Origin of the sequence: Sphingomonas endophytica, assembly GCF_001476895.1 — a bacterium.
Lineage (GTDB): Bacteria > Pseudomonadota > Alphaproteobacteria > Sphingomonadales > Sphingomonadaceae > Sphingomonas > Sphingomonas endophytica_A.
The window spans coordinates 56,088-74,211 of sequence record NZ_LDTB01000008.1 but is presented as its reverse complement, the minus strand read 5'-3'; the positions used below and the strand labels follow the sequence as shown (position 1 = coordinate 74,211).

Here is an 18,124-nt window from a genome sequence, read left to right as displayed (position 1 = left end):
ACGGGCACCGCGCGCATCTTGACGTCGCGCGCGGGCGGGCGGACAATATGGCGGTACTTTTCTGACATCGTTGGGGGTTGGTGATGGCGAGCCGGGCTGAGGCGCCGCTGTGGCGTGAGACGGTCAAGGCGGGGGCGCTGCGCAGTGCGGCGCTGATCGCGGCGCTGCTGCTGTTCGCGCTGACGATCGCGATGGCGGTGGCGCTGGCCAGCTATCGCCCCGGCGACGCCGCGCTCAACACCGCGGCCGGCGGGGTGGCGGGCAATCTGCTCGGGGTGCCCGGCGCGTGGTTCGCCGATCTGGCGCTGACGCTGTTCGGTCCGGCGGTGGCGCTGTTGCTGCCGGTCGCGCCGATCGTCGGCCTGCGGCTGTGGCGATCGCAACCGACCGGTGACGGATGGCGGATGTTGCGCCACACCGCCGGCGGCGTGGCGCTCATGGCGGTGGCATTGGCGTGCGTGGCGCCCGGCGCGGTGCCGGCGCTGCCGTTCGGCTGGGGCGGCGGCGTCGGCTCGGCCGTCGTGGCGGCGGTCCGTGGCGGCGTCGATCTGATCGGCCAGGCGCAGGTCACGTGGTGGAGCATCGTCGCGCTCGGCCTGATCACGGGGATCGCGGGGGCGATCGTCTGGGGACGGAGCCTGGAGATCGATCTGGCGCGCTTCACCCCTTCCCCCGCGCTGTTGCGGCGGCGCGCGCGCGGAGAGGCGTTCGCCGGCGACGAGGGCGACGACATCTTCCTGGATGACGAGGACCAGGAGGATGCGCCATTCGCGCTCACCCGCACCCCCGCGCCACGCGCCGTCGCCCAGCCCGATCACCGCCCAGCCCCGGTCATCAGCGATCGGGCGCTCGCCCCCTCGGCCGCCCCGGCGAAGCCGCAGCAGCGGCTCGATCTGCGCGACAGCTTCGTGCTGCCCGGCCTCGACCTGCTCACCCCCGCCCCCGCCAATCAGGGCGGCCCGATCGACAAGGCCGGATTGGAGCGCAACGCCCGCCTGCTCGAAACCGTGCTCGACGACTTCAAGGTGCAAGGCGCGATCACGGAGGTCCGGCCCGGCCCGGTCGTGACGATGTACGAACTGGAGCCGGCGCCCGGCACGAAGGCGAACCGCGTCATCGCGCTCGCCGACGATATCGCGCGCAACATGTCGGCGATCTCGGCGCGTGTCGCGACCATCCCCGGCCGCTCGGTGATCGGCATCGAACTGCCCAATACCAAGCGCGAGACCGTATCGCTCCACGAACTCGTCGCCAGCCAGGCGTTCGAGGACCAGACCGCGCAGCTTCCGGTCATCCTCGGCAAGAATATCGCCGGCGATCCCGTCATCGCCGACCTCGCCCCGATGCCGCACCTGCTGGTCGCGGGCACCACCGGCTCGGGCAAGTCGGTCGGCCTGAACGGCATGATCCTGTCGCTGCTGTACCGGCTCACCCCGGACCAGTGCCGGATGATCATGATCGATCCCAAGATGCTCGAACTGAGCATGTACGACGACATCCCGCACCTGCTCTCCCCGGTCGTCACCGATCCGGCGAAGGCGGTGCGCGCCCTCAAATGGGCGGTCGAGACGATGGAGGACCGCTATCGCCAGATGTCGTCGGTCGGCGTCCGCAGCCTCGCCAGCTTCAACGACAAGGTCCGCGCGGCGCGCGCCAAGGGCACCCCGCTCGGCCGCCGTGTCCAGACCGGCTATGGCGAGAACGGCCAGCCGATCTACGAGGAGGAGCAGCTCGACTACGACGTGCTGCCGCAGATCGTCGTCATCGTCGACGAGCTGGCCGACCTGATGATGACCGCCGGCAAGGAGGTCGAATTCCTGATCCAGCGGCTCGCGCAAAAGGCGCGCGCGGCGGGCATCCACCTTATCATGGCGACGCAGCGGCCGTCGGTCGACGTCATCACCGGCGTTATCAAGGCGAATCTGCCCACCCGCATCAGCTTCCACGTCACCAGTAAGATCGATTCGCGCACCATCCTGGGCGAACAGGGCGCGGAGCAGCTGCTGGGGCGCGGCGACATGCTCTACATGCCCGGTGGCAAGGGCATCGTCCGCGTCCACGGTCCGTTCGTCAGCGACGACGAGGTGCGCGCCGTCACCGATCACTGGCGCGCGCAGGGCCAGCCCGATTACATCGAGTCGGTCACCGAGGAACCCGCCGAGAGCTTCGCGCTGGAAGGCGCCCCCACAGGCGAAGATTCGGCCGAGGACCAGCAATATCGCGCCGCCGTCGCGATCGTCTGCGGCAGTCAGAAGGCGTCGACCTCGTGGCTGCAGCGCCAATTGCGGATCGGCTACAACTCCGCCGCGCGCCTGATCGAGCGGATGGAAAAGGAGGGCGTCGTCAGCCGCCCCGACCATGTCGGCCGGCGCGAGGTGCTGCGCGACACCGATGGCAATCCCGCCTGAGGAAGCGGGGGCGCGTCGAGCTGCGCCCCCTCTGCGCCTTAGCCGAGATGCTCGGCGAAGAACGCGGCGGTGCGTTCGTCCGCCTGCCGTGCAGCGGCGTCTGAACGCCGCGCACCGAACTCGGTCGCAAAGCCGTGATCCTCACCCGGATAGTCGTGCAACGTGACCTTCGGATGATCGTCGAGCCCCGCGTGCATTGCCGCCTGCGCGGCCGGATCGACGAAATGATCCTCGCCCGCGATGTGCAGCATCAACGGTTTCGCGATCGCATGCTTCTCGCCCAGCAGCCCGTCGATGCCGACCGCATAATAGCCGACACTGGCGTCCACATCGGTCCGCGCGGCGGTCATGTACGCCAGCCGTCCGCCGAGGCAATAGCCGACCGCGCCGACCATCCCGATCCCCTCTCCGCGCACGAAACGGATCGCGGCCTCGATGTCGCGGATGCCCTGATCCTGATCGAACTGCCCCATCAGCTCCAATGCGCGCTGCATCTCCGCCTCCACATCGGGATCCAGCTCGATGCCCGGCCGGATGCGCCAGAACAGGTCGGGGGCGATCGCCAGATAGCCCGCCTCGGCCAGCGAGTCGCACTTGCGGCGGATACCCGCGTTGATGCCGAAGATTTCCTGGATGACGATGATCGCGGCGCGGGGTGTATCGGACGGGTCGGCGCGATACGCCGGCATCGTCGCGTCGTCGAGGGTCGGAATGGAAGTGCTGCTCATCGAAAGCCTCATCGCGTGTGAACGTGCACCATAGCGCATGACCGGCCACTGCGTGTCCAGCCGCGGACGACATTGCGATGACGGGCCGTTCGCGGGCATAACCTCGTTCCAGCACGCGCACTGGGCGCGGTACAGGAGCGCGTCCGCATGAAAGTGACCATCGAGGTCGATTGCACCCCGGAAGAAGCCCGGCGGATGATGGGGCTTCCCGACCTCACCCCGCTCCACGATCATTTCCTCACGCGAATGCGCGAGACGATCGATGGCCAGGCCCCCTCCCCTGAACTGATCGGCGCGATGTTCCGCAGCTGGGCGCCGGTTGGCGACGCCGGCATGGATCTCTGGCGGCAATTGTTCACGGCAGGTACCAAGCCCGGGGCATGACCGACACCATTTATGCGCTGTCGAGCGGCCGCCCGCCGGCTGCGATCGCGGTCATTCGCATCAGCGGCCCCCAGGCGCAGGCAGCATGTCAGCAGCTCGCCGGTGGAGTGCCGCGGCCCCGCTACGCATCGCTGCGCCGGCTTCGTGACGCGGCGGGGGCGACGCTGGATCAGGCGTTGGTGCTGTTCTTCCCCGGACCGCATTCCGCGACGGGTGAGGACTTGGTGGAGCTGCACCTGCACGGCGGCCGCGCCGTCGTCCGCGCAGTGGAGACGATGCTTTCGACCCTGCCGGGGCTGGTCGCGGCCGAACCGGGTGCGTTTACCCGGCGCGCGCTCAGAAACGGTCGCCTCGATCTGGCGCAGACCGAGGGACTGGCCGACCTGCTGGAAGCGGAAACGGACATGCAGCGCCGGGCCGCATTGGCGACCGCCGAGGGGGGCCTGAGCCGACAGGTCGAGAGCTGGATGGACCGGATCAGCCTGATTGCGGCGCGGGTAGAGGCCGAGATCGACTATGCCGACGAAGGTGACGTCGCTGCCGCCACGCCGATGTCGCTCGAACCCGTGTCGGAACTCGTAGCAGAGCTGGCGACATTGGTCGCTCGCCCCCCTGTCGAGCGTTTGCGGGACGGGGTGCTTGTTGCGCTTGCGGGTCCACCGAACGCCGGCAAGTCGTCACTCTTCAACGCCCTGCTCGGACGCGACGCTGCGATCGTTACGCCGATCGCCGGGACGACCCGCGATGTTCTTGAAGCCTCCGTCGTGCGAGAGGGTCTCCCCTATCGATTGGTCGACACCGCGGGGCTGACCGACGTGACCGACGATCCCATCGAGGCGATCGGGGTCGAGCGGGCGCGGCGTCTCGCGGGCCAGGCTGACATCGTGCTGTGGCTCGGCCTCCCTCGGGATGCACCTGCCGGTGCCATTCGTGTGGGTGCCCGCCACGACGCGCGTCCAGACCTGGACGTCGGCCAGTTCGACGCAACCACCTCGGTTTTTGATGCGACCACGATCGATGCTCTATGGGCGATACTGTCGGACCGCTCGCGTCAGTTGTTGGGCGATGCGGGCGAGCTGCGTCTTCATCGCGGGCAGCGACTGCTTATCGAGCGGGCACTCGGCGAACTTCGGGAGATCGAAGGCCTTGACCTGCTATTGGATGCAGAGCGGCTCCGGGTTGCTAGTCGGTCCTTGGGTGAGATAGTGGGACGCGACGCGACAGAGGCGATGCTCGACGCATTGTTCCGCAGGTTTTGCCTTGGGAAGTGATTGTTCCACGTGAAACAGTTTGACGTGGTGGTGGTCGGAGGTGGCCATGCCGGAACGGAGGCCGCCGCGGCTGCGGCACGGCGCGGGGCCCGGGTTGCATTGGTAACGCAATCCGCAGCGCACGTCGGAACCATGTCGTGCAATCCGTCGATTGGGGGCCTAGGAAAAGGCCATCTCGTGCGCGAGGTCGATGCCCTCGATGGCTTGATGGCGATCGCTGCGGACGACGCCGCCCTGCACTATCGGATGCTCAACCGGTCGAAGGGCCTCGCCGTGCAGGGTCCAAGGGTGCAAGCGGATCGACAACGATATCGCGCTTCCATTCAGCGACAGCTTCGACACCTTTCCAACCTCGAGGTCATCGAGGGCGAAGTCGGACAATTGTGGCTCGACAAGGATGAGCTTGCCGGCGTGATCTTCTCGGACGGCGCCCATTTTGCTGCGCGCGCCGTTGTGCTTGCCACCGGAACGTTTCTGGCTGGCCGAATCTACCGTGGCAACGATCGTGAGGCTGGTGGTCGTGTCGGAGAACGCCCTGCTGCCCTGCTGGCGGAACAGCTTCGCGCTCTGGCACTGCCGATGGGGCGACTGAAGACCGGCACGCCCCCTCGCCTCGACGGTCGCACGATCGACTGGGCCGTGCTGGAACCACAGCCGTCAGACGACGAACCGTGGCGCATGTCACCGATGGCCAGCGGCCCACGGCTGCCGCAGCTCGCCTGCGCGATCACCCGCACGAACACGCGCACGCATGAGATCATCAGCGCTCACCTCGACACATCGCCGCTGTTCTCGGGCGCCATCGAGGGCGGCGGTCCGCGCTATTGTCCCTCCATCGAGGACAAGGTTCATCGCTTTGCCGATCGGGACGGGCATCAGATCTTTCTGGAGCCGGAGGGTCTGGACGATCACGTGGTCTACCCGAACGGCATTTCGACCTCTTTGTCGATCGAGGCGCAACAGGCGATGATCCAGTCGATCGCCGGCTTGGAACGCGCGGCGATCACCCAATGGGGCTATGCGGTGGAGTATGACTATATCGATCCCCGGTCGCTCGATCATCGCCTGGCACTCCGCGCTTTGCCGGGCGTCTTCTGCGCCGGACAATTGAACGGCACCACGGGGTATGAGGAGGCTGCCGCGCAAGGGGTGATCGCCGGATTGAACGCTGCCGCCCACGCACTCGATACCGCCGCCGCGATCATCGACCGGGCAACGGGCTATATCGGCGTCATGATCGACGATCTGGTGTTGCAGGGCGTCAGCGAACCGTACCGGATGCTGACGGCGCGCGCAGAGTATCGATTGGCGTTACGTGCCGACAATGCCGAGGCCCGGCTATCCGATTGGGCGAACGAGGTAGGCTGCCTCGGCGACACGCGTAAGGCGCATGTCGAGCGGCGCATGGCGCAACGCGCGTCGCTCCGCGTGGCGCCTGATCCCGCGACGGTAGACGCCGACCCCGATCTCATCCGCGAAGTCGAGGAGGACCGCCGCTACGCGCCCTATCTTGAGCGGCAGGCGCAGGAGATCGAGCGGATGCGCCGTGATGGGGGTATCGCGATCGACAGCGCACCCGCCGCGCTCGCCGCGATCCCCGGGCTATCGACCGAGATGATCGAGCGCCTCGGCCAGTCGCGGCCCGGCACGCTTGACGAGGCATCGCGCGTGCGCGGTGTCACCCCTGCGGCGCTCGCCGCGCTGTGGTTGCATTCGAGGCGCAAGACATGACCGAAGATGAAGCACGTTCCTGGTGCGAGGCGCGCTGCGGCAGCGAACGAGTGGCGATCCTTGCCCGCTTCGGGGAGATGGTCATCCAAGAGAATCAGGCGCAAAACCTCATCTCTCCCGCGACGTGCGCCGCGATCTGGAATCGCCATCTCGCCGACTCTGCGCAACTGCTGCTACACGCGCAGGCGCCGACAAGCTGGCTGGACGTCGGCTCGGGCGCGGGCTTCCCCGGAATGGTGATTGCAATCCTGCTCGACCGACCCGTGACGTTGGTCGAACCACGGCCGAAGCGCGCCGACTTCCTGCGCCATGCGGCGGGAGCTCTAGCGCTATCGAACGCCACCGTGCTGACGGCAAAGGCGGAAGCGGTGACGGGGCAGTACGACATCATCAGCGCGCGCGCGGTGGCGGGCATCCCACAACTGATCGCCATCACGCGTCACCTTCGCCACGCAAGGACACGAATGGTCCTTCCGCGTGGTCGCAATGGTGCTAGGGAGGTGCAGGAACTGCCTCGCGACCTGCGCCGAATGTTTCACGTGGAACATAGCGTCACGGATGCCGAGTCAGCGATCGTCCTGGCTGATGGAGTGATGACCTGATGTTCTGCATCGCCGTTGCCAACCAAAAAGGGGGTGTCGGGAAAACGACGAGCGCGATTAATCTCGCCACCGCCCTCGCCGCGTCCGGACACAAGGTTCTTCTGGTCGACCTCGATCCGCAAGGGAATGCATCGACCGGACTCGGCATCAACCAAGCGCAGCGTCAACGCTCCAGCTACGATGTGCTGATCGACAGCGACGGGGTGGCCGAGGCCGCCGTCGCGACCGAGATTCCACTGCTCGATGTCCTGCCCGCCACCGTCGATCTGTCGGGCGCGGAGATCGAACTGGTCGAGCTGGAACAACGCACTCATCGGCTGCGGCGGGCTTTCCAACAGGCGAAACGCTCCTGGGACATCGTGCTGATCGACTGCCCCCCGTCGTTGGGATTGTTGACCATCAACGCGATGGTCGCCGCCGATGCGCTTCTCGTGCCGCTGCAATGCGAGTTCTTCGCGCTGGAGGGGCTCAGCCAATTACTCAACACAGTCGAGCGCATCCGATCGCGCTTCAACCCGGCGCTTTCGATCATCGGCGTCGCGCTGACCATGTTCGACCGTCGCAACCGCCTGACCGAGCAGGTGTCGACCGACGTGCGTGCGGTTCTGGGGAATGTCGTGTTTGACACCGTCATCCCCCGCAACGTTCGCCTTTCCGAAGCGCCGAGCCACGGCCTGCCGGCGCTGATCTACGATCACAAATGCAGCGGCTCGGAAGCCTATATGGCCCTCGCCCGCGAATTGATCCGGCGTCTGCCGCAACTGGAGAATGAAGCAGCGTGAGTGATGTTGGCAGCCGGCGGGCACGGGGTGGCCTGGGTCGTGGATTGAACGCCCTGTTGGGCGACGTCGCGCAGGATGAGCGCGACACCGGCGAACAGGGCAGCGCGCGCGGCGCGGTACGGATGATCCCTGTTTCCGCGATCGCGCCGCATCCCGATCAGCCGCGCCGTCACTTCGACGAAGCCGCGCTCGACGAACTGGCCGCATCAATCGCGCAGCGCGGGGTCATCCAGCCGATCATCGTCCGCCCGCACGGTCAGGACTTCCAGATCGTTGCCGGCGAGCGGCGCTGGCGGGCGGCGCAGCGCGCGCGTCTTCACGAGGTGCCTGTTGTCGTCCGCGACTATTCGGACAGCGAAACGCTGCAGATCGCGCTGCTGGAGAACATCCAACGGCAGGATCTGAACGCGATCGAAGAGGCCCGCGCCTATCAGCGGCTGCTCGACGAGTTCGGCCATACGCAGGAAGAGCTTGCCCGCGCCGTCCACAAATCGCGTAGCCATGTCGCCAACCTGTTGCGTCTGCTCGACCTGCCCGAGGAAGTGCAGGCGCAGGTCGTCGACGGCAAATTGGCGATGGGCCACGCTCGCGCGCTGGTCGGCGCCGCCGATCCGGTCGCGCTCGCTGATCAGGTGCTGAGCCAGGGTCTGTCGGTGCGACAGACGGAGAAGCTGGCCAGCCAGGACAAACACGGTCCGGGTGGTGTCCGTGCCCCCGCCCCTCGCCCCGCCGGTGTTACCGCTCAGGGCCATGCCGGCAGCGCGGATATCGCCGCGCTGGAAAATCAGCTTGCCGACCTCCTCGGGCTGCACGTGCACATCACGTTCAGCGACGATGGCCGTGGTTCGATCACCCTGGACTATAGTTCGCTGGAGCAGCTCGACATGGTCTGCCAGCGGCTCAGTGGCGAGCGGATCTAGCGCAGCGATCGGGCAAGGCGGAGCAGGAACGTATCCGCCACCGCCCGCCCCGCCGGGCCCGCCCCGATCACCTCACGCTCGGTCCGGCGCGTCGCCCGCTGCGCAGCGATCAGCGCCGGCACCGTCCAGCGCCGCACCGCTGTCGCCGTCGCCGCCTCCTCGCGCCAGAAGACGCGATGCCGCTTCATGATCTGGTCCAGCGCGTCGCCGCCGTCGACGGCTGCGCGCATCTCGGCCAGCATCAGCAATCGTCGCCCCAGCGCCCGCAGGATCGGAATCGGTGAGGCATCCGGGCCATTCATCCGCCGCAAACCCTCGATCAACGCCGGCATCTCTCCGGCGGTCGCCGCCAGCACGATCTCCCCGATTTCACCTTCGGCGATCTCTGCGCCGACCGCCTCCAGCGCCGCATCCTCGACATCCACGGGCCGGTCGGCCGCCGCATCGACATAGAGCGCCAGCTTCTCCACCTCGCGCATCATCACCGCCCGGTCGCCGTCGCTTCCGCGAATGATCCGCTGCACCGCTGCCGCACTCAGCCGCAATCCCGAAGCGCGCGCCAGATCGGTCACGATCGCCGTGGCATCACGCGCGTTGGGCGGATAGCAGGCGAAGGCGAGCACGCGATCCGAATCGAGCGCCGCCTTCACCAGCTTGCCCGTCGCCTTAACGCCCGGCGCCAGCATGATCGCCGGATTGCCCGCCCGATCGGCCTGCAGCAACGACTCGACCGCCTCGAGCGACTCCTCCCCCGCCGCGCTGACTCGAATAAAACGCGTACCGCCGAACAGCGAGATAGCCGCCGCCTCATCGGCCAGCCGCGCCGGGTCGCCGCGCAGGGTGGCGCCGTCCAGATCGACGCGCTCCACCCCCGCCCCCAGGGCGCGGGCCAAGCGGGCGACGAAGGCCTGCGCCACCGCCTCGTCGGGTCCATAGAGCAGGTACAGCCGTATGTCCGCCGGTGGCCGGTCCAGCGCCGCGTTCAGCCGCGCCTCGGTCGCCTTCATGGCCGCGTCGGCTGCGTCCGCCGCGCATAGAGTGCCAGCCGCGCGACGATCTGGTCCGCGATCGTCTCCGACAGCCGCTCCAGCGCCGTGCTTTCGGCAGCAATCGTCGCATATTCGGAGCCGACCACGTCGATCCCGGCGTCCGACCCGGCGGTAGCGTCCAGCACCACCGTCCCGCTCGCGTCATCGATCAGCTGATAGCGTGCGCGCAGCGTCCGGCGTTCGCGCGCGATCGAATCGTCGCTGCGCGCCGCCAGGCCGATGATCCGGTCGTCCAGCCGCACGTTCAGGCGATAGCGCGCCGTGCCGCCGCCCAGCGCCGCCAGCCGCTCACGCAACGCACCGCTCACCAGCCACCCGGCCTTGCCCTCGATCGGCGCGACCGCGATCTCGCCCAGCGTGGCGGCGATCGGCCCCCCGCCGCCGCCGGTATAGAGCGGCTTCAGCCCGCAGCCCGACAGCGGCACCGCGACCGCGACCAACGCCGCGAGAAGCCTGCCCATGCTCACGCGACGATGTTCACGAGCCGGTCGGGAACCACGATCACCTTGCGCGGCGTCTTTCCCTCCAGTGCGCGCACGATCTTTTCCGACGCCAGCGCGGCGCTCTCGGCCTCTTGCCTGTCCAGCCCCTTGGCGAGCGTCAGCGTGTCGCGCAGCTTCCCGTTGACCTGCACCGCGATAGTCACCTCGTCCTCGACCAGCAACGCGGCATCGACGGCCGGCCAGTCGGCATCGGCGATCAGCCCGCCGCTGCCATGCGCCGCCCACGCCTCCTCCGCGATATGCGGCGCCATCGGCGCAACCAGTCGCATCAGCGTGGCGATCGCGGCATCGCGCGATCCCGAGGGCGCGGCCTTCTCGATCGCGGTGACCAGTTCGTAGAGCCTGGCGACCGCCTTGTTGAACGACAGCGCCTCGATCGCGGCGGCGACATCGGCGATCGTGCGGTGCAGCTTGCGATCCAGCGCCGCGTCGACGCCCTCCCCACCCTTCTCCGCCTCGAACAGCCGCCACAGCCGCTGGACAAAGCGCCACGCGCCCTCGATGCCGTTCTCGCTCCACTCCAGATCGCGCTCGGGCGGGGAATCGGAGAGCATGAACCAGCGCACCGCGTCCGCGCCATACTGATCGACGATCGGCTCGGGATCGACAGTGTTCTTCTTCGACTTGGACATCTTCTCGACGCGACCGCGAACGATCGGAATCATCGTCGCGTCCTCGGTTCGGAAGAACAACTTGCCCTCTTCGCCAACGGTCAGGTCGGCGGGCGACACCCACAAGGCGCTGGCGGGGCCGTCATAGTCGGGCAGGTCGAGCTGATACGTCTCGTGCGTCACCATCCCCTGCGTGAACAGCCCGGTGAACGGCTCGGCGACGTCGATCAGCCCGACATGGCGCAACGCCCGCGTCCAGAAGCGCGCATACAGCAGGTGGAGGATCGCATGCTCGACCCCGCCGATATACTGCCCGACCGGCAACCAGCTTTCGGCGACCGCGCGATCAAACGGCTTGTCATCGGGCTGGCTGGCGAAGCGAATGAAATACCACGACGAATCTGCGAACGTGTCCAGCGTATCGGTATCGCGCAGCGCATCGCCACCGCACGACGGACAGGCGACATGCTTCCACGTCGGATGGCGGTCGAGCGGGTTGCCGGGCACGTCGAAGGTGACGTCCTCGGGCAGCGTCACCGGCAATTGCGCGCGCGGCACCGGCACCTCGCCGCAGGTCGCGCAATGGATGATCGGGATCGGCGTGCCCCAATACCGCTGGCGGCTGACGCCCCAGTCGCGAAGGCGATAGACGGTCGCCCCCTGCCCCCAACCGCCCGCCTCGGCGCGCCGGATCACTTCGCGCTTGGCGGCATCGATGTCGAGCCCGTCGAGGAAATGCGAGTTCACCAGCTTGCCGGGGCCGCTATAGGCCGCGTCGTCGTGGAACGCGGCGTCGGTCTTCTCGCCCTCGGCCACGACGCGGCGGATCGGCAGCGCATATTTGGTCGCGAAGTCGAAATCGCGCTGGTCATGCGCGGGGACGCCGAACACCGCGCCGGTGCCGTAATCCATCAGCACGAAGTTCGCGATGAACACCGGCAGTTCGCCCGCGCCGAACGGATGGGTCGCGGTCAGCCCGGTGTCGTACCCCAGCTTCTCCTGCGTCTCCAGCTCGGCGGCGGTGGTGCCGCCCTGCTTGCAGCGTTCGACAAACGCCGCCGCCGCCGGATCGCACGCGGCGAGTCCTTGCGCGATCGGATGATCGGCCGCGACCGCGACGAAGCTGGCGCCGAACATCGTGTCGGGCCGCGTCGTGAACACCTCGACCGATCCGCCGTCGGACAAGGCGAAGCGGAATTGCAGCCCCTGACTCTTCCCGATCCAGTTCTCCTGCATCAGCCGGACCTTGTCGGGCCATTGGTCGAGCGACCCCAGCCCCTCGATCAGCTCGTCGGCGAACTGCGTGATCTTCAGGAACCACTGGCTCAGCTTGCGCTTCTCAACCAGCGCGCCGGAGCGCCAGCCGCGCCCGTCGATCACCTGTTCGTTGGCCAGCACGGTCATGTCGACCGGGTCCCAGTTGACCGCCGATTCCTTGCGATAGACCAGACCCGCCTTCAGGAAGTCGAGGAACAGCGCCTGTTCGTGGCCGTAATATTCGGGCTCGCATGTCGCCAGCTCGCGCGACCAGTCCAGCGCGAAGCCCAGCCGCTTCAACTGCGCCTTCATCGTCGCGATATTGGCGCGCGTCCACGATCCGGGATGAACGCCCCGCTCCATCGCCGCATTCTCGGCCGGCATCCCGAAGGCATCCCATCCCATCGGATGCAGCACCTCATGCCCTGTCATCCGGCGATAGCGCGCCAGCACGTCGCCCATCGTGTAATTGCGGACGTGCCCCATGTGGATCTTCCCCGACGGATAGGGGAACATCTCCAGCACGTAGCTTTTCGGCTTGGGGCTGTCGTCACGCGCGGCGAAGGTGCTCGCATCGTCCCAGACGCGCTGCCAGTGCGCGTCGGCCTTCAGGGCATTGAAACGGGTGGCCATGATCGTCGTCGTCGCCTCAGCCGGTGATCGCGCCACGGCGCAGGTCGCGGGCGCGGGTGAGGATGATGTCCTCCAGCTTCTGCGTCGTCGCGGCCTCGACCGGCGCCGACACCCACTGCCCGCCGCGATTCACCTCGCGCAGCGCCGCGACGCGCACCGCATCGGCGCGCAGATCCTGGTCGAGGATCGACACCGTCACCTTCATCCGTTCGCCGGGCGTCTGCGGGTTCACGTACCAGTCGGTGACGATCACGCCGCCGTTGGAATCGGTCTGCAACAGCGGCATGAAGCTGAGCGTGTCGAGCGTCGCGCGCCACAGATAGCTGTTGACGCCGATCGTGGTGACCTTCGACGCGGCAAGGTCGCTCTCCGGGCGCGCCCGCCCGCCACATGCCGACAGGGACAGCGACACGGCAACGGCGGCGGACAGACCAGCCGCAAGACGCAAGGGGCGGAACATCGGCATCGTCCTTACAGGAAGTTCGGTGATCGGAAGGAAGTGATCCCGCCGCTCTACCCGCCCCCATGTCCCCCCGCAAGCACGCCACATTGTGGACATGATGCAACAGGTCCGGGATAAAGCGTGGAGGCGGTCATGGACTTGGAACGGATTCCTGTTAGGCCCGCTCCATCGGTCTGACGGATTCGTCAGGCAAAAGGGGATGGATTCGATCGTGGCCGCTGGACGCCGCATCGCTGCTGGTATCGGGGTTGCCCTTGTGGCGGCCGCGGTCGCTGCTGTGCCCGCGCTCGGTGCCGCCGATCCTACCCCGCGGCAGGTGCGCAGGCTGTCGGCCGCACCGCGCATCGCGGGATCGTTCACGCCCTCCGCCGCCGATCCGAAGCTGGCCGCGCTGTTCGCCCGCGGCGGACTGGATGCCAGCGGCTTCCGGTTCACGCCGTCCGAATCGCGGATCGGCAATCGCGCCGTCACCGTCGCGGTTCGTGCCCGCTCCGCCACCACCGCGCGCGATTCCACGCGCTACGCCGCCGTCGCGGCGCCGGCGACGGTCGGCCTCGCCCCGATCGCCTATAACCTGGGCGTCGCCGTCGGCTGGAAGCGGTTCGCGATCTCCGGCGACGTCGCTAAGGTCGATCTCGCCGGCATGCCCGGCAGCCGCGAGGCGGCGGATGTCGCGCTGAGCTATTCTGGCACCAAGTGGTCCGGCCGCGTCGGCGCCAGTGCGGATCGGCCGCTGCCCGGCACCCCGCGCGCGCTCGCCGAGCCGAACAGCTATTCGATCGATGTCGGCGGCAGCTATTCGATCACCCGCAACCTCGACCTGACGGCCGGGATGCGGCTGAAGACCGATCGCGAGCGCCTGACACGCATCGACGACGATCGCCGTGACAGTCAGGCGATCTACGTGGGCACCGCCTTCCGCTTCTGACGCCTCGCGTCGTGACAGTCCCCGCCATCACGGCGCGTCAACAACCACGCATCGATCGCCGCATAGCCGTCGAACCCCAGCGCCCGCACATCGCGCCAGCGCCGCGCATCCATCCCGCCCAGCGCGATCGCCGTCACCGGAAGACCGCGCGCGATCGTCGCGGCGCGAGCCTTCCCCAGCGCGGGCGCACCGGGATGGGACCGGGTCGCAAACAGCGGCGACACGAACACCACCCTCGCCCCCGCGCGCACCGCCGCCACCGCCTCGCGCCGGTCATGCGCGGGCCACGTCACCAGCCCCGCGCCGCGCCGCTTGTGCACCCCCTGCTCGCCGCGCATCCGAACCGCTCCCGCGCGGACCAGCACCAGCCCGCGCGCCCGTGCGACGCGCGCGACCTTCGCGAACAACCGCCGCCGTTCCCCGCTCGGGGTCGCATGATGCCGGAACACCACCCCGGCCCCGCGCGGCAGGCGCTCCAGCGCATCCCACAGCCCGTCCCCCAACCGTTCGTCGGTCATCAGCCAGCAGATGGGGTGGCGGGCACGCATGGCGGTCCGTATAGCGCCCGCGATGACTCCCGACGACCGTCTCGCCGCGCTCCACGCGCGCATCGCGTCCGCTGCACGCCCCGCGCGCCGCGATCCTGCCGATGTCACGCTGATCGCGGTGTCGAAGACGCACCCCGCCGATGCGATCCGCCCGCTGCTGCTCGCCGGGCAGCGCGACTTCGGCGAGAATCGCGTGCAGGAGGCGCAGGAAAAATGGCCCGCGCTGCGCGAGGAATTCGCCGATTTCCGATTGCATCTTGTCGGGCAATTGCAATCGAACAAGGCCGCCGACGCGGTGGCGCTGGCCGATGCGATCCATAGCGTCGACCGCTCTTCGCTGATCGCCGCGCTCGCGCGCGCGATGGATGCCACCGGTCGCCGCCCCGATTGCTTCGTCCAAGTCAATATCGGTGCCGAGGAACAGAAGGGCGGGTGCGCGATCGCCGACGTGCCCGCCCTGCTCGCGGAGGCGCGCAGCGCCGCGCTGCCGATCGTCGGGTTGATGTGCGTTCCGCCCGCCGGGATCGAGCCCGCGCCCTATTTCGCGCTGCTGGCGAAGATCGCGCGCGATCACGGTATCGCCGGGCTCAGCATGGGCATGTCGGAGGATGTCGAACAGGCGGTGTCGCTGGGCGCCACGCATGTCCGCGTCGGCTCCGCACTGTTCGGACATCGCCAGGGAACCCCCGCATGACCCGCTTCGACGCCTTGCTCTTCGACTTCGACGGCGTGCTGATCGAAAGCGAGTCGCTCGGGAACCGCCACCTCGCCGACTATCTCACCGGCATCGGCCACCCGACCACCGCCGAAGAGTCGATGGCGCGATTCATGGGCCTGTCAGGCACGGATTTCCTGGGCGCGGTCGAAACATGGATCGGACGGCCGATTCCGGACGATTTCCGCGCGGCGCGGTCGGCGGAGGACGAACGCTGCCTGCGCGAGGGGATTGCCGAGGTCGCGGGTGCGGTCGCCTTCGTCCGCGCGCTCCCCGCGACCCTCAAGCGCGCGGTCGTGTCGTCCAGCCGCGTGCGCTGGATCGCGACCCACCTCGATCATCTCGATCTGCGCGATGCGTTCGGCGAGCACCTCTATTCGGGCGCGGAGCATGTCGCGCGCGGCAAGCCGAACCCCGATCTCTACTGGCTGGCAGCCGAAAAGCTGGGCGTCGCGATCGAACGGTGTGCGATCATCGAGGACTCGCCCATCGGCGCGACCGGTGCGGTGGCAAGCGGCGCGTTCGTCATCGGGCTGGTCGCGGGCGAGCATTGCGCCCCCGACCATGGTGAGCGGCTGCGCGCGATCGGCGTGAACGCCGTGGCGCGTGACTTCGCCGAGGTCACGGCGCTACTCCACTGACGGCGACCCGGTCACCCTTGATGGGCGTCTAGGCCGGTCGGCCCCCCGCCTGGCAGGGCGCGCGCGCCGCACGACCGAGACTCAGAGCTGATGACCGGTCCGGTCGCGCTTGGTCGCCAGATAACGTTCGTTGTGCGGATTGGCGGGCAGCGCGTGCGGCACGCGTTCGACCACCGTGATCCCCGCCGCTTCCAGCCCGGCGACCTTCGCGGGATTGTTGGTGAGCAGCCGCACCCGCTCCTGCCCCAGCAGCGCCAGCATCCGCGCCGCCACGCCGAAATCGCGCGCATCGATCGCAAAGCCCAGCCGGGTATTGGCGTCGACCGTGTCGAACCCCTGATCCTGAAGGGCATAGGCGCGCAGCTTGTTGATCAGCCCGATCCCCCGCCCTTCCTGCCGCAGGTACAGCAGCACGCCCCACCCGGCTTGCCGGATCGCGCGAATCGCGGCGTCAAGCTGCGGCCCGCAGTCGCATTTCAGGCTGCCCAGCACATCCCCCGTCAGGCACTCGCTATGCAACCGCACCAGCGGCGGCGTGCCGTCGGACGATCCGATCACCAGCGCGACATGTTCGTCGGCACTCTCGGGCGAGCGGAAGGCGACGATCTCCGCATCCTCGGCCTGTGCGACCGGCAACCGCGCGCGCACCGCGATCATCAGCCGTGTCGCATCCTCATGCGCATCGATATCCTCGACGCGCACCACATCCTGCACCTCGCTCCCCCCGACGACATAGGCGGGCAGCAATCCGGCGATCCGCGCCAGCCGCAGCGCCGCCGTCGCCGCGCGGGGCGAACCCGGCGCGATCGTGCGGAACGGTCCCTTCATCGGCGTCGCCAGATCCAGTTGCGGATCGGCCAGCGCGGTCGCCAGCGCCATGTCGAACCATGGCGCATGTTCGATCTGCACCGGCGCGTCGGGATCCGCCGCCGCGCGCTGGTTGGTCAGTTTCAGCGTTTCCGCACGACCGTTGGACAGCAGCACGTCATAGCCACGCTCGGCCGCGAAGCGCGCCAGCCGCTCCGCATCGGCGGTTTCGATCGCCAGCAGCGTCAGCGGCGGCTCGCCCTCCGCCTGGATCGTGATCGGCCACCCCCGCCGCATCGCGTCGATCGCGCGCGCGGCATCCTGCGCGCTCACCAGTCGAACTCGGTCATGATCGGCACATGGTCGGACGGCTTCAGCCAGCTGCGGCACGTCTCGAACACCGTGTGCGACGCCGCGGTCTTCGCGACATCGCCGGTCGCCCACATATGGTCCAGCCGCCGGCCGCGATCGTTCTTCGTCCAGTCGGGCGAGCGATAGCTCCACCACGTGTGCAGCCGCGCCGGTGCGGGGTGGAAATGCCGCCCCAGATCGACCCAGTCGTTCGACGCCTTCAGCCGGTCGAGCGCCTCGACCTCGACCGGCGTATGGCTGACGACCTTCAGCAGCGCCTTGTGACTCCACACGTCGCTGGGCAGCGGCGCGATGTTGAAGTCGCCGGTCAGGATCGTCGGCGCCGCCAGCGATTCCGACCAGCGCGTCATGCGCTCGACGAAATCCAGCTTCTGCCCGAACTTCGGATTCACGTCGCGGTCGGGAACGTCGCCGCCGGCGGGGACATAGACGTTCTCGATCCGCACGCCGTTCGGCAGGCGGACGCCCAGATGCCGGGCCTCGCGATTGGCCTGCCAGTCGAGCCGGTCGTCCTCGACCACCGGCACGCGCGCGACGATCGCCACGCCGTGATGCATCCGCTGCCCGTGCAGCAGCACATGGTCGTAGCCGAGCGCCCGGAACGCCGCGACCGGGAAGTCGGCGTCGATCACCTTGGTTTCCTGCAGGCACAGCACGTCAGGCTGCGCCTCGCGCAGGAATTGCTCGACGATCTCCAGCCGGAAGCGGACGGAGTTGATGTTCCAGGACACGATCTTCACGGCGAGGTGACTAGCTTCGCAGGTCGGATCC

The 18,124-nt window shown here is 68.2% G+C and carries 18 protein-coding genes; 10 read left to right on the top strand and 8 right to left on the bottom strand.

All coding sequences use genetic code 11. The features are described 5' to 3' along the window. Positions 1–83 precede the first annotated feature (83 nt). Entirely contained in the window at positions 84–2,408 is a 2,325-nt protein-coding gene (locus NS334_RS03205; protein ID WP_058754526.1) for an FtsK/SpoIIIE family DNA translocase, read from the top strand. A gap of 38 nt (positions 2,409–2,446) precedes the next feature. On the opposite strand, the gene NS334_RS03200 is transcribed toward NS334_RS03205, so the two are convergent. Then, the gene (locus NS334_RS03200) at positions 2,447–3,136 is read right to left on the bottom strand and encodes a dienelactone hydrolase family protein (protein ID WP_058754525.1); all 690 of its coding nucleotides are present in this window, start codon (positions 3,134–3,136) and stop codon (positions 2,447–2,449) included. 147 nt (positions 3,137–3,283) lie between these two features. On the opposite strand from NS334_RS03200, the gene NS334_RS03195 reads away from it, so the two are divergent. The 6 genes from NS334_RS03195 to NS334_RS03170 are packed head-to-tail and all read left to right on the top strand — an operon-like array spanning position 3,284 to position 8,826. Continuing rightward, positions 3,284–3,520, top strand: a complete 237-nt coding sequence (locus tag NS334_RS03195; RefSeq protein ID WP_058754524.1) for a DUF6489 family protein — start codon at positions 3,284–3,286, stop codon at positions 3,518–3,520. After that, positions 3,517–4,791 (top strand): tRNA uridine-5-carboxymethylaminomethyl(34) synthesis GTPase MnmE, encoded by a 1,275-nt coding sequence (gene mnmE / locus NS334_RS03190; protein ID WP_058754523.1) that lies wholly within the window; start codon positions 3,517–3,519, stop codon positions 4,789–4,791. Before NS334_RS03195 ends, mnmE begins: the two co-directional genes overlap by 4 nt. Before the next feature lie 9 nt (positions 4,792–4,800). Next, positions 4,801–6,522, top strand: coding sequence for a tRNA uridine-5-carboxymethylaminomethyl(34) synthesis enzyme MnmG (gene mnmG, locus NS334_RS03185; protein WP_058754632.1), 1,722 nt, complete (start codon positions 4,801–4,803; stop codon positions 6,520–6,522). After that, the gene (gene rsmG, locus NS334_RS03180; protein WP_058754522.1) at positions 6,519–7,124 is read left to right on the top strand and encodes a 16S rRNA (guanine(527)-N(7))-methyltransferase RsmG; all 606 of its coding nucleotides are present in this window, start codon (positions 6,519–6,521) and stop codon (positions 7,122–7,124) included. Before mnmG ends, rsmG begins: the two co-directional genes overlap by 4 nt. Continuing rightward, positions 7,124–7,906: a ParA family protein gene (locus NS334_RS03175; protein WP_058754521.1), complete on the top strand. Its 783-nt coding sequence runs from the start codon at positions 7,124–7,126 to the stop codon at positions 7,904–7,906. Before rsmG ends, NS334_RS03175 begins: the two co-directional genes overlap by 1 nt. After that, positions 7,903–8,826, top strand: coding sequence for a ParB/RepB/Spo0J family partition protein (locus NS334_RS03170; protein WP_058754520.1), 924 nt, complete (start codon positions 7,903–7,905; stop codon positions 8,824–8,826). The genes NS334_RS03175 and NS334_RS03170 overlap by 4 nt, the downstream gene beginning before the upstream one ends. Here the strand turns inward: NS334_RS03170 and holA are convergent. From holA to NS334_RS03150, 4 genes are read right to left on the bottom strand one after another with little or no spacing between them, the layout of a single operon-like run. Next, entirely contained in the window at positions 8,823–9,833 is a 1,011-nt protein-coding gene (holA, locus tag NS334_RS03165) for a DNA polymerase III subunit delta (protein ID WP_058754519.1), read from the bottom strand. The genes NS334_RS03170 and holA overlap by 4 nt on opposite strands. Then, on the bottom strand, positions 9,830–10,336 hold the full coding sequence (gene lptE, locus NS334_RS03160) for an LPS assembly lipoprotein LptE (RefSeq protein ID WP_058754518.1): 507 nt from the start codon (positions 10,334–10,336) through the stop codon (positions 9,830–9,832). The genes holA and lptE overlap by 4 nt, the downstream gene beginning before the upstream one ends. Before the next feature lie 2 nt (positions 10,337–10,338). Next, a complete protein-coding gene (leuS, locus tag NS334_RS03155) occupies positions 10,339–12,879 on the bottom strand; it encodes a leucine--tRNA ligase (protein WP_058754631.1) in 2,541 nt (846 codons plus the stop codon). Between the two features lie 16 nt (positions 12,880–12,895). Then, positions 12,896–13,339: a DUF3576 domain-containing protein gene (locus tag NS334_RS03150; protein ID WP_058754630.1), complete on the bottom strand. Its 444-nt coding sequence runs from the start codon at positions 13,337–13,339 to the stop codon at positions 12,896–12,898. 202 nt (positions 13,340–13,541) lie between these two features. On the opposite strand from NS334_RS03150, the gene NS334_RS03145 reads away from it, so the two are divergent. Further along, positions 13,542–14,270, top strand: coding sequence for a hypothetical protein (locus tag NS334_RS03145; protein WP_058754517.1), 729 nt, complete (start codon positions 13,542–13,544; stop codon positions 14,268–14,270). Here NS334_RS03145 and NS334_RS03140 read toward each other — a convergent pair. Next, complete coding sequence (locus NS334_RS03140) at positions 14,243–14,818, bottom strand: thiamine phosphate synthase (RefSeq protein WP_058754516.1); 576 nt, start codon at positions 14,816–14,818, stop codon at positions 14,243–14,245. The genes NS334_RS03145 and NS334_RS03140 overlap by 28 nt on opposite strands. Between NS334_RS03140 and NS334_RS03135 the strand changes: the two genes are divergently transcribed. Together NS334_RS03135 and NS334_RS03130 are read left to right on the top strand one after the other, a co-directional pair. Further along, positions 14,817–15,512, top strand: a complete 696-nt coding sequence (locus NS334_RS03135; protein ID WP_241491789.1) for a YggS family pyridoxal phosphate-dependent enzyme — start codon at positions 14,817–14,819, stop codon at positions 15,510–15,512. The two genes, NS334_RS03140 and NS334_RS03135, sit on opposite strands and share 2 nt — an antisense overlap. After that, the gene (locus NS334_RS03130; RefSeq protein ID WP_058754514.1) at positions 15,509–16,174 is read left to right on the top strand and encodes an HAD family hydrolase; all 666 of its coding nucleotides are present in this window, start codon (positions 15,509–15,511) and stop codon (positions 16,172–16,174) included. Before NS334_RS03135 ends, NS334_RS03130 begins: the two co-directional genes overlap by 4 nt. Before the next feature lie 81 nt (positions 16,175–16,255). Here the strand turns inward: NS334_RS03130 and ribA are convergent, their stop codons facing one another. Both ribA and NS334_RS03120 read right to left on the bottom strand, forming a co-directional pair. Then, positions 16,256–17,278: a GTP cyclohydrolase II gene (gene ribA, locus NS334_RS03125; protein WP_058754629.1), complete on the bottom strand. Its 1,023-nt coding sequence runs from the start codon at positions 17,276–17,278 to the stop codon at positions 16,256–16,258. Between the two features lie 32 nt (positions 17,279–17,310). Then, positions 17,311–18,093: an exodeoxyribonuclease III gene (locus tag NS334_RS03120; RefSeq protein ID WP_058754513.1), complete on the bottom strand. Its 783-nt coding sequence runs from the start codon at positions 18,091–18,093 to the stop codon at positions 17,311–17,313. Positions 18,094–18,124: the final 31 nt, after the last annotated feature.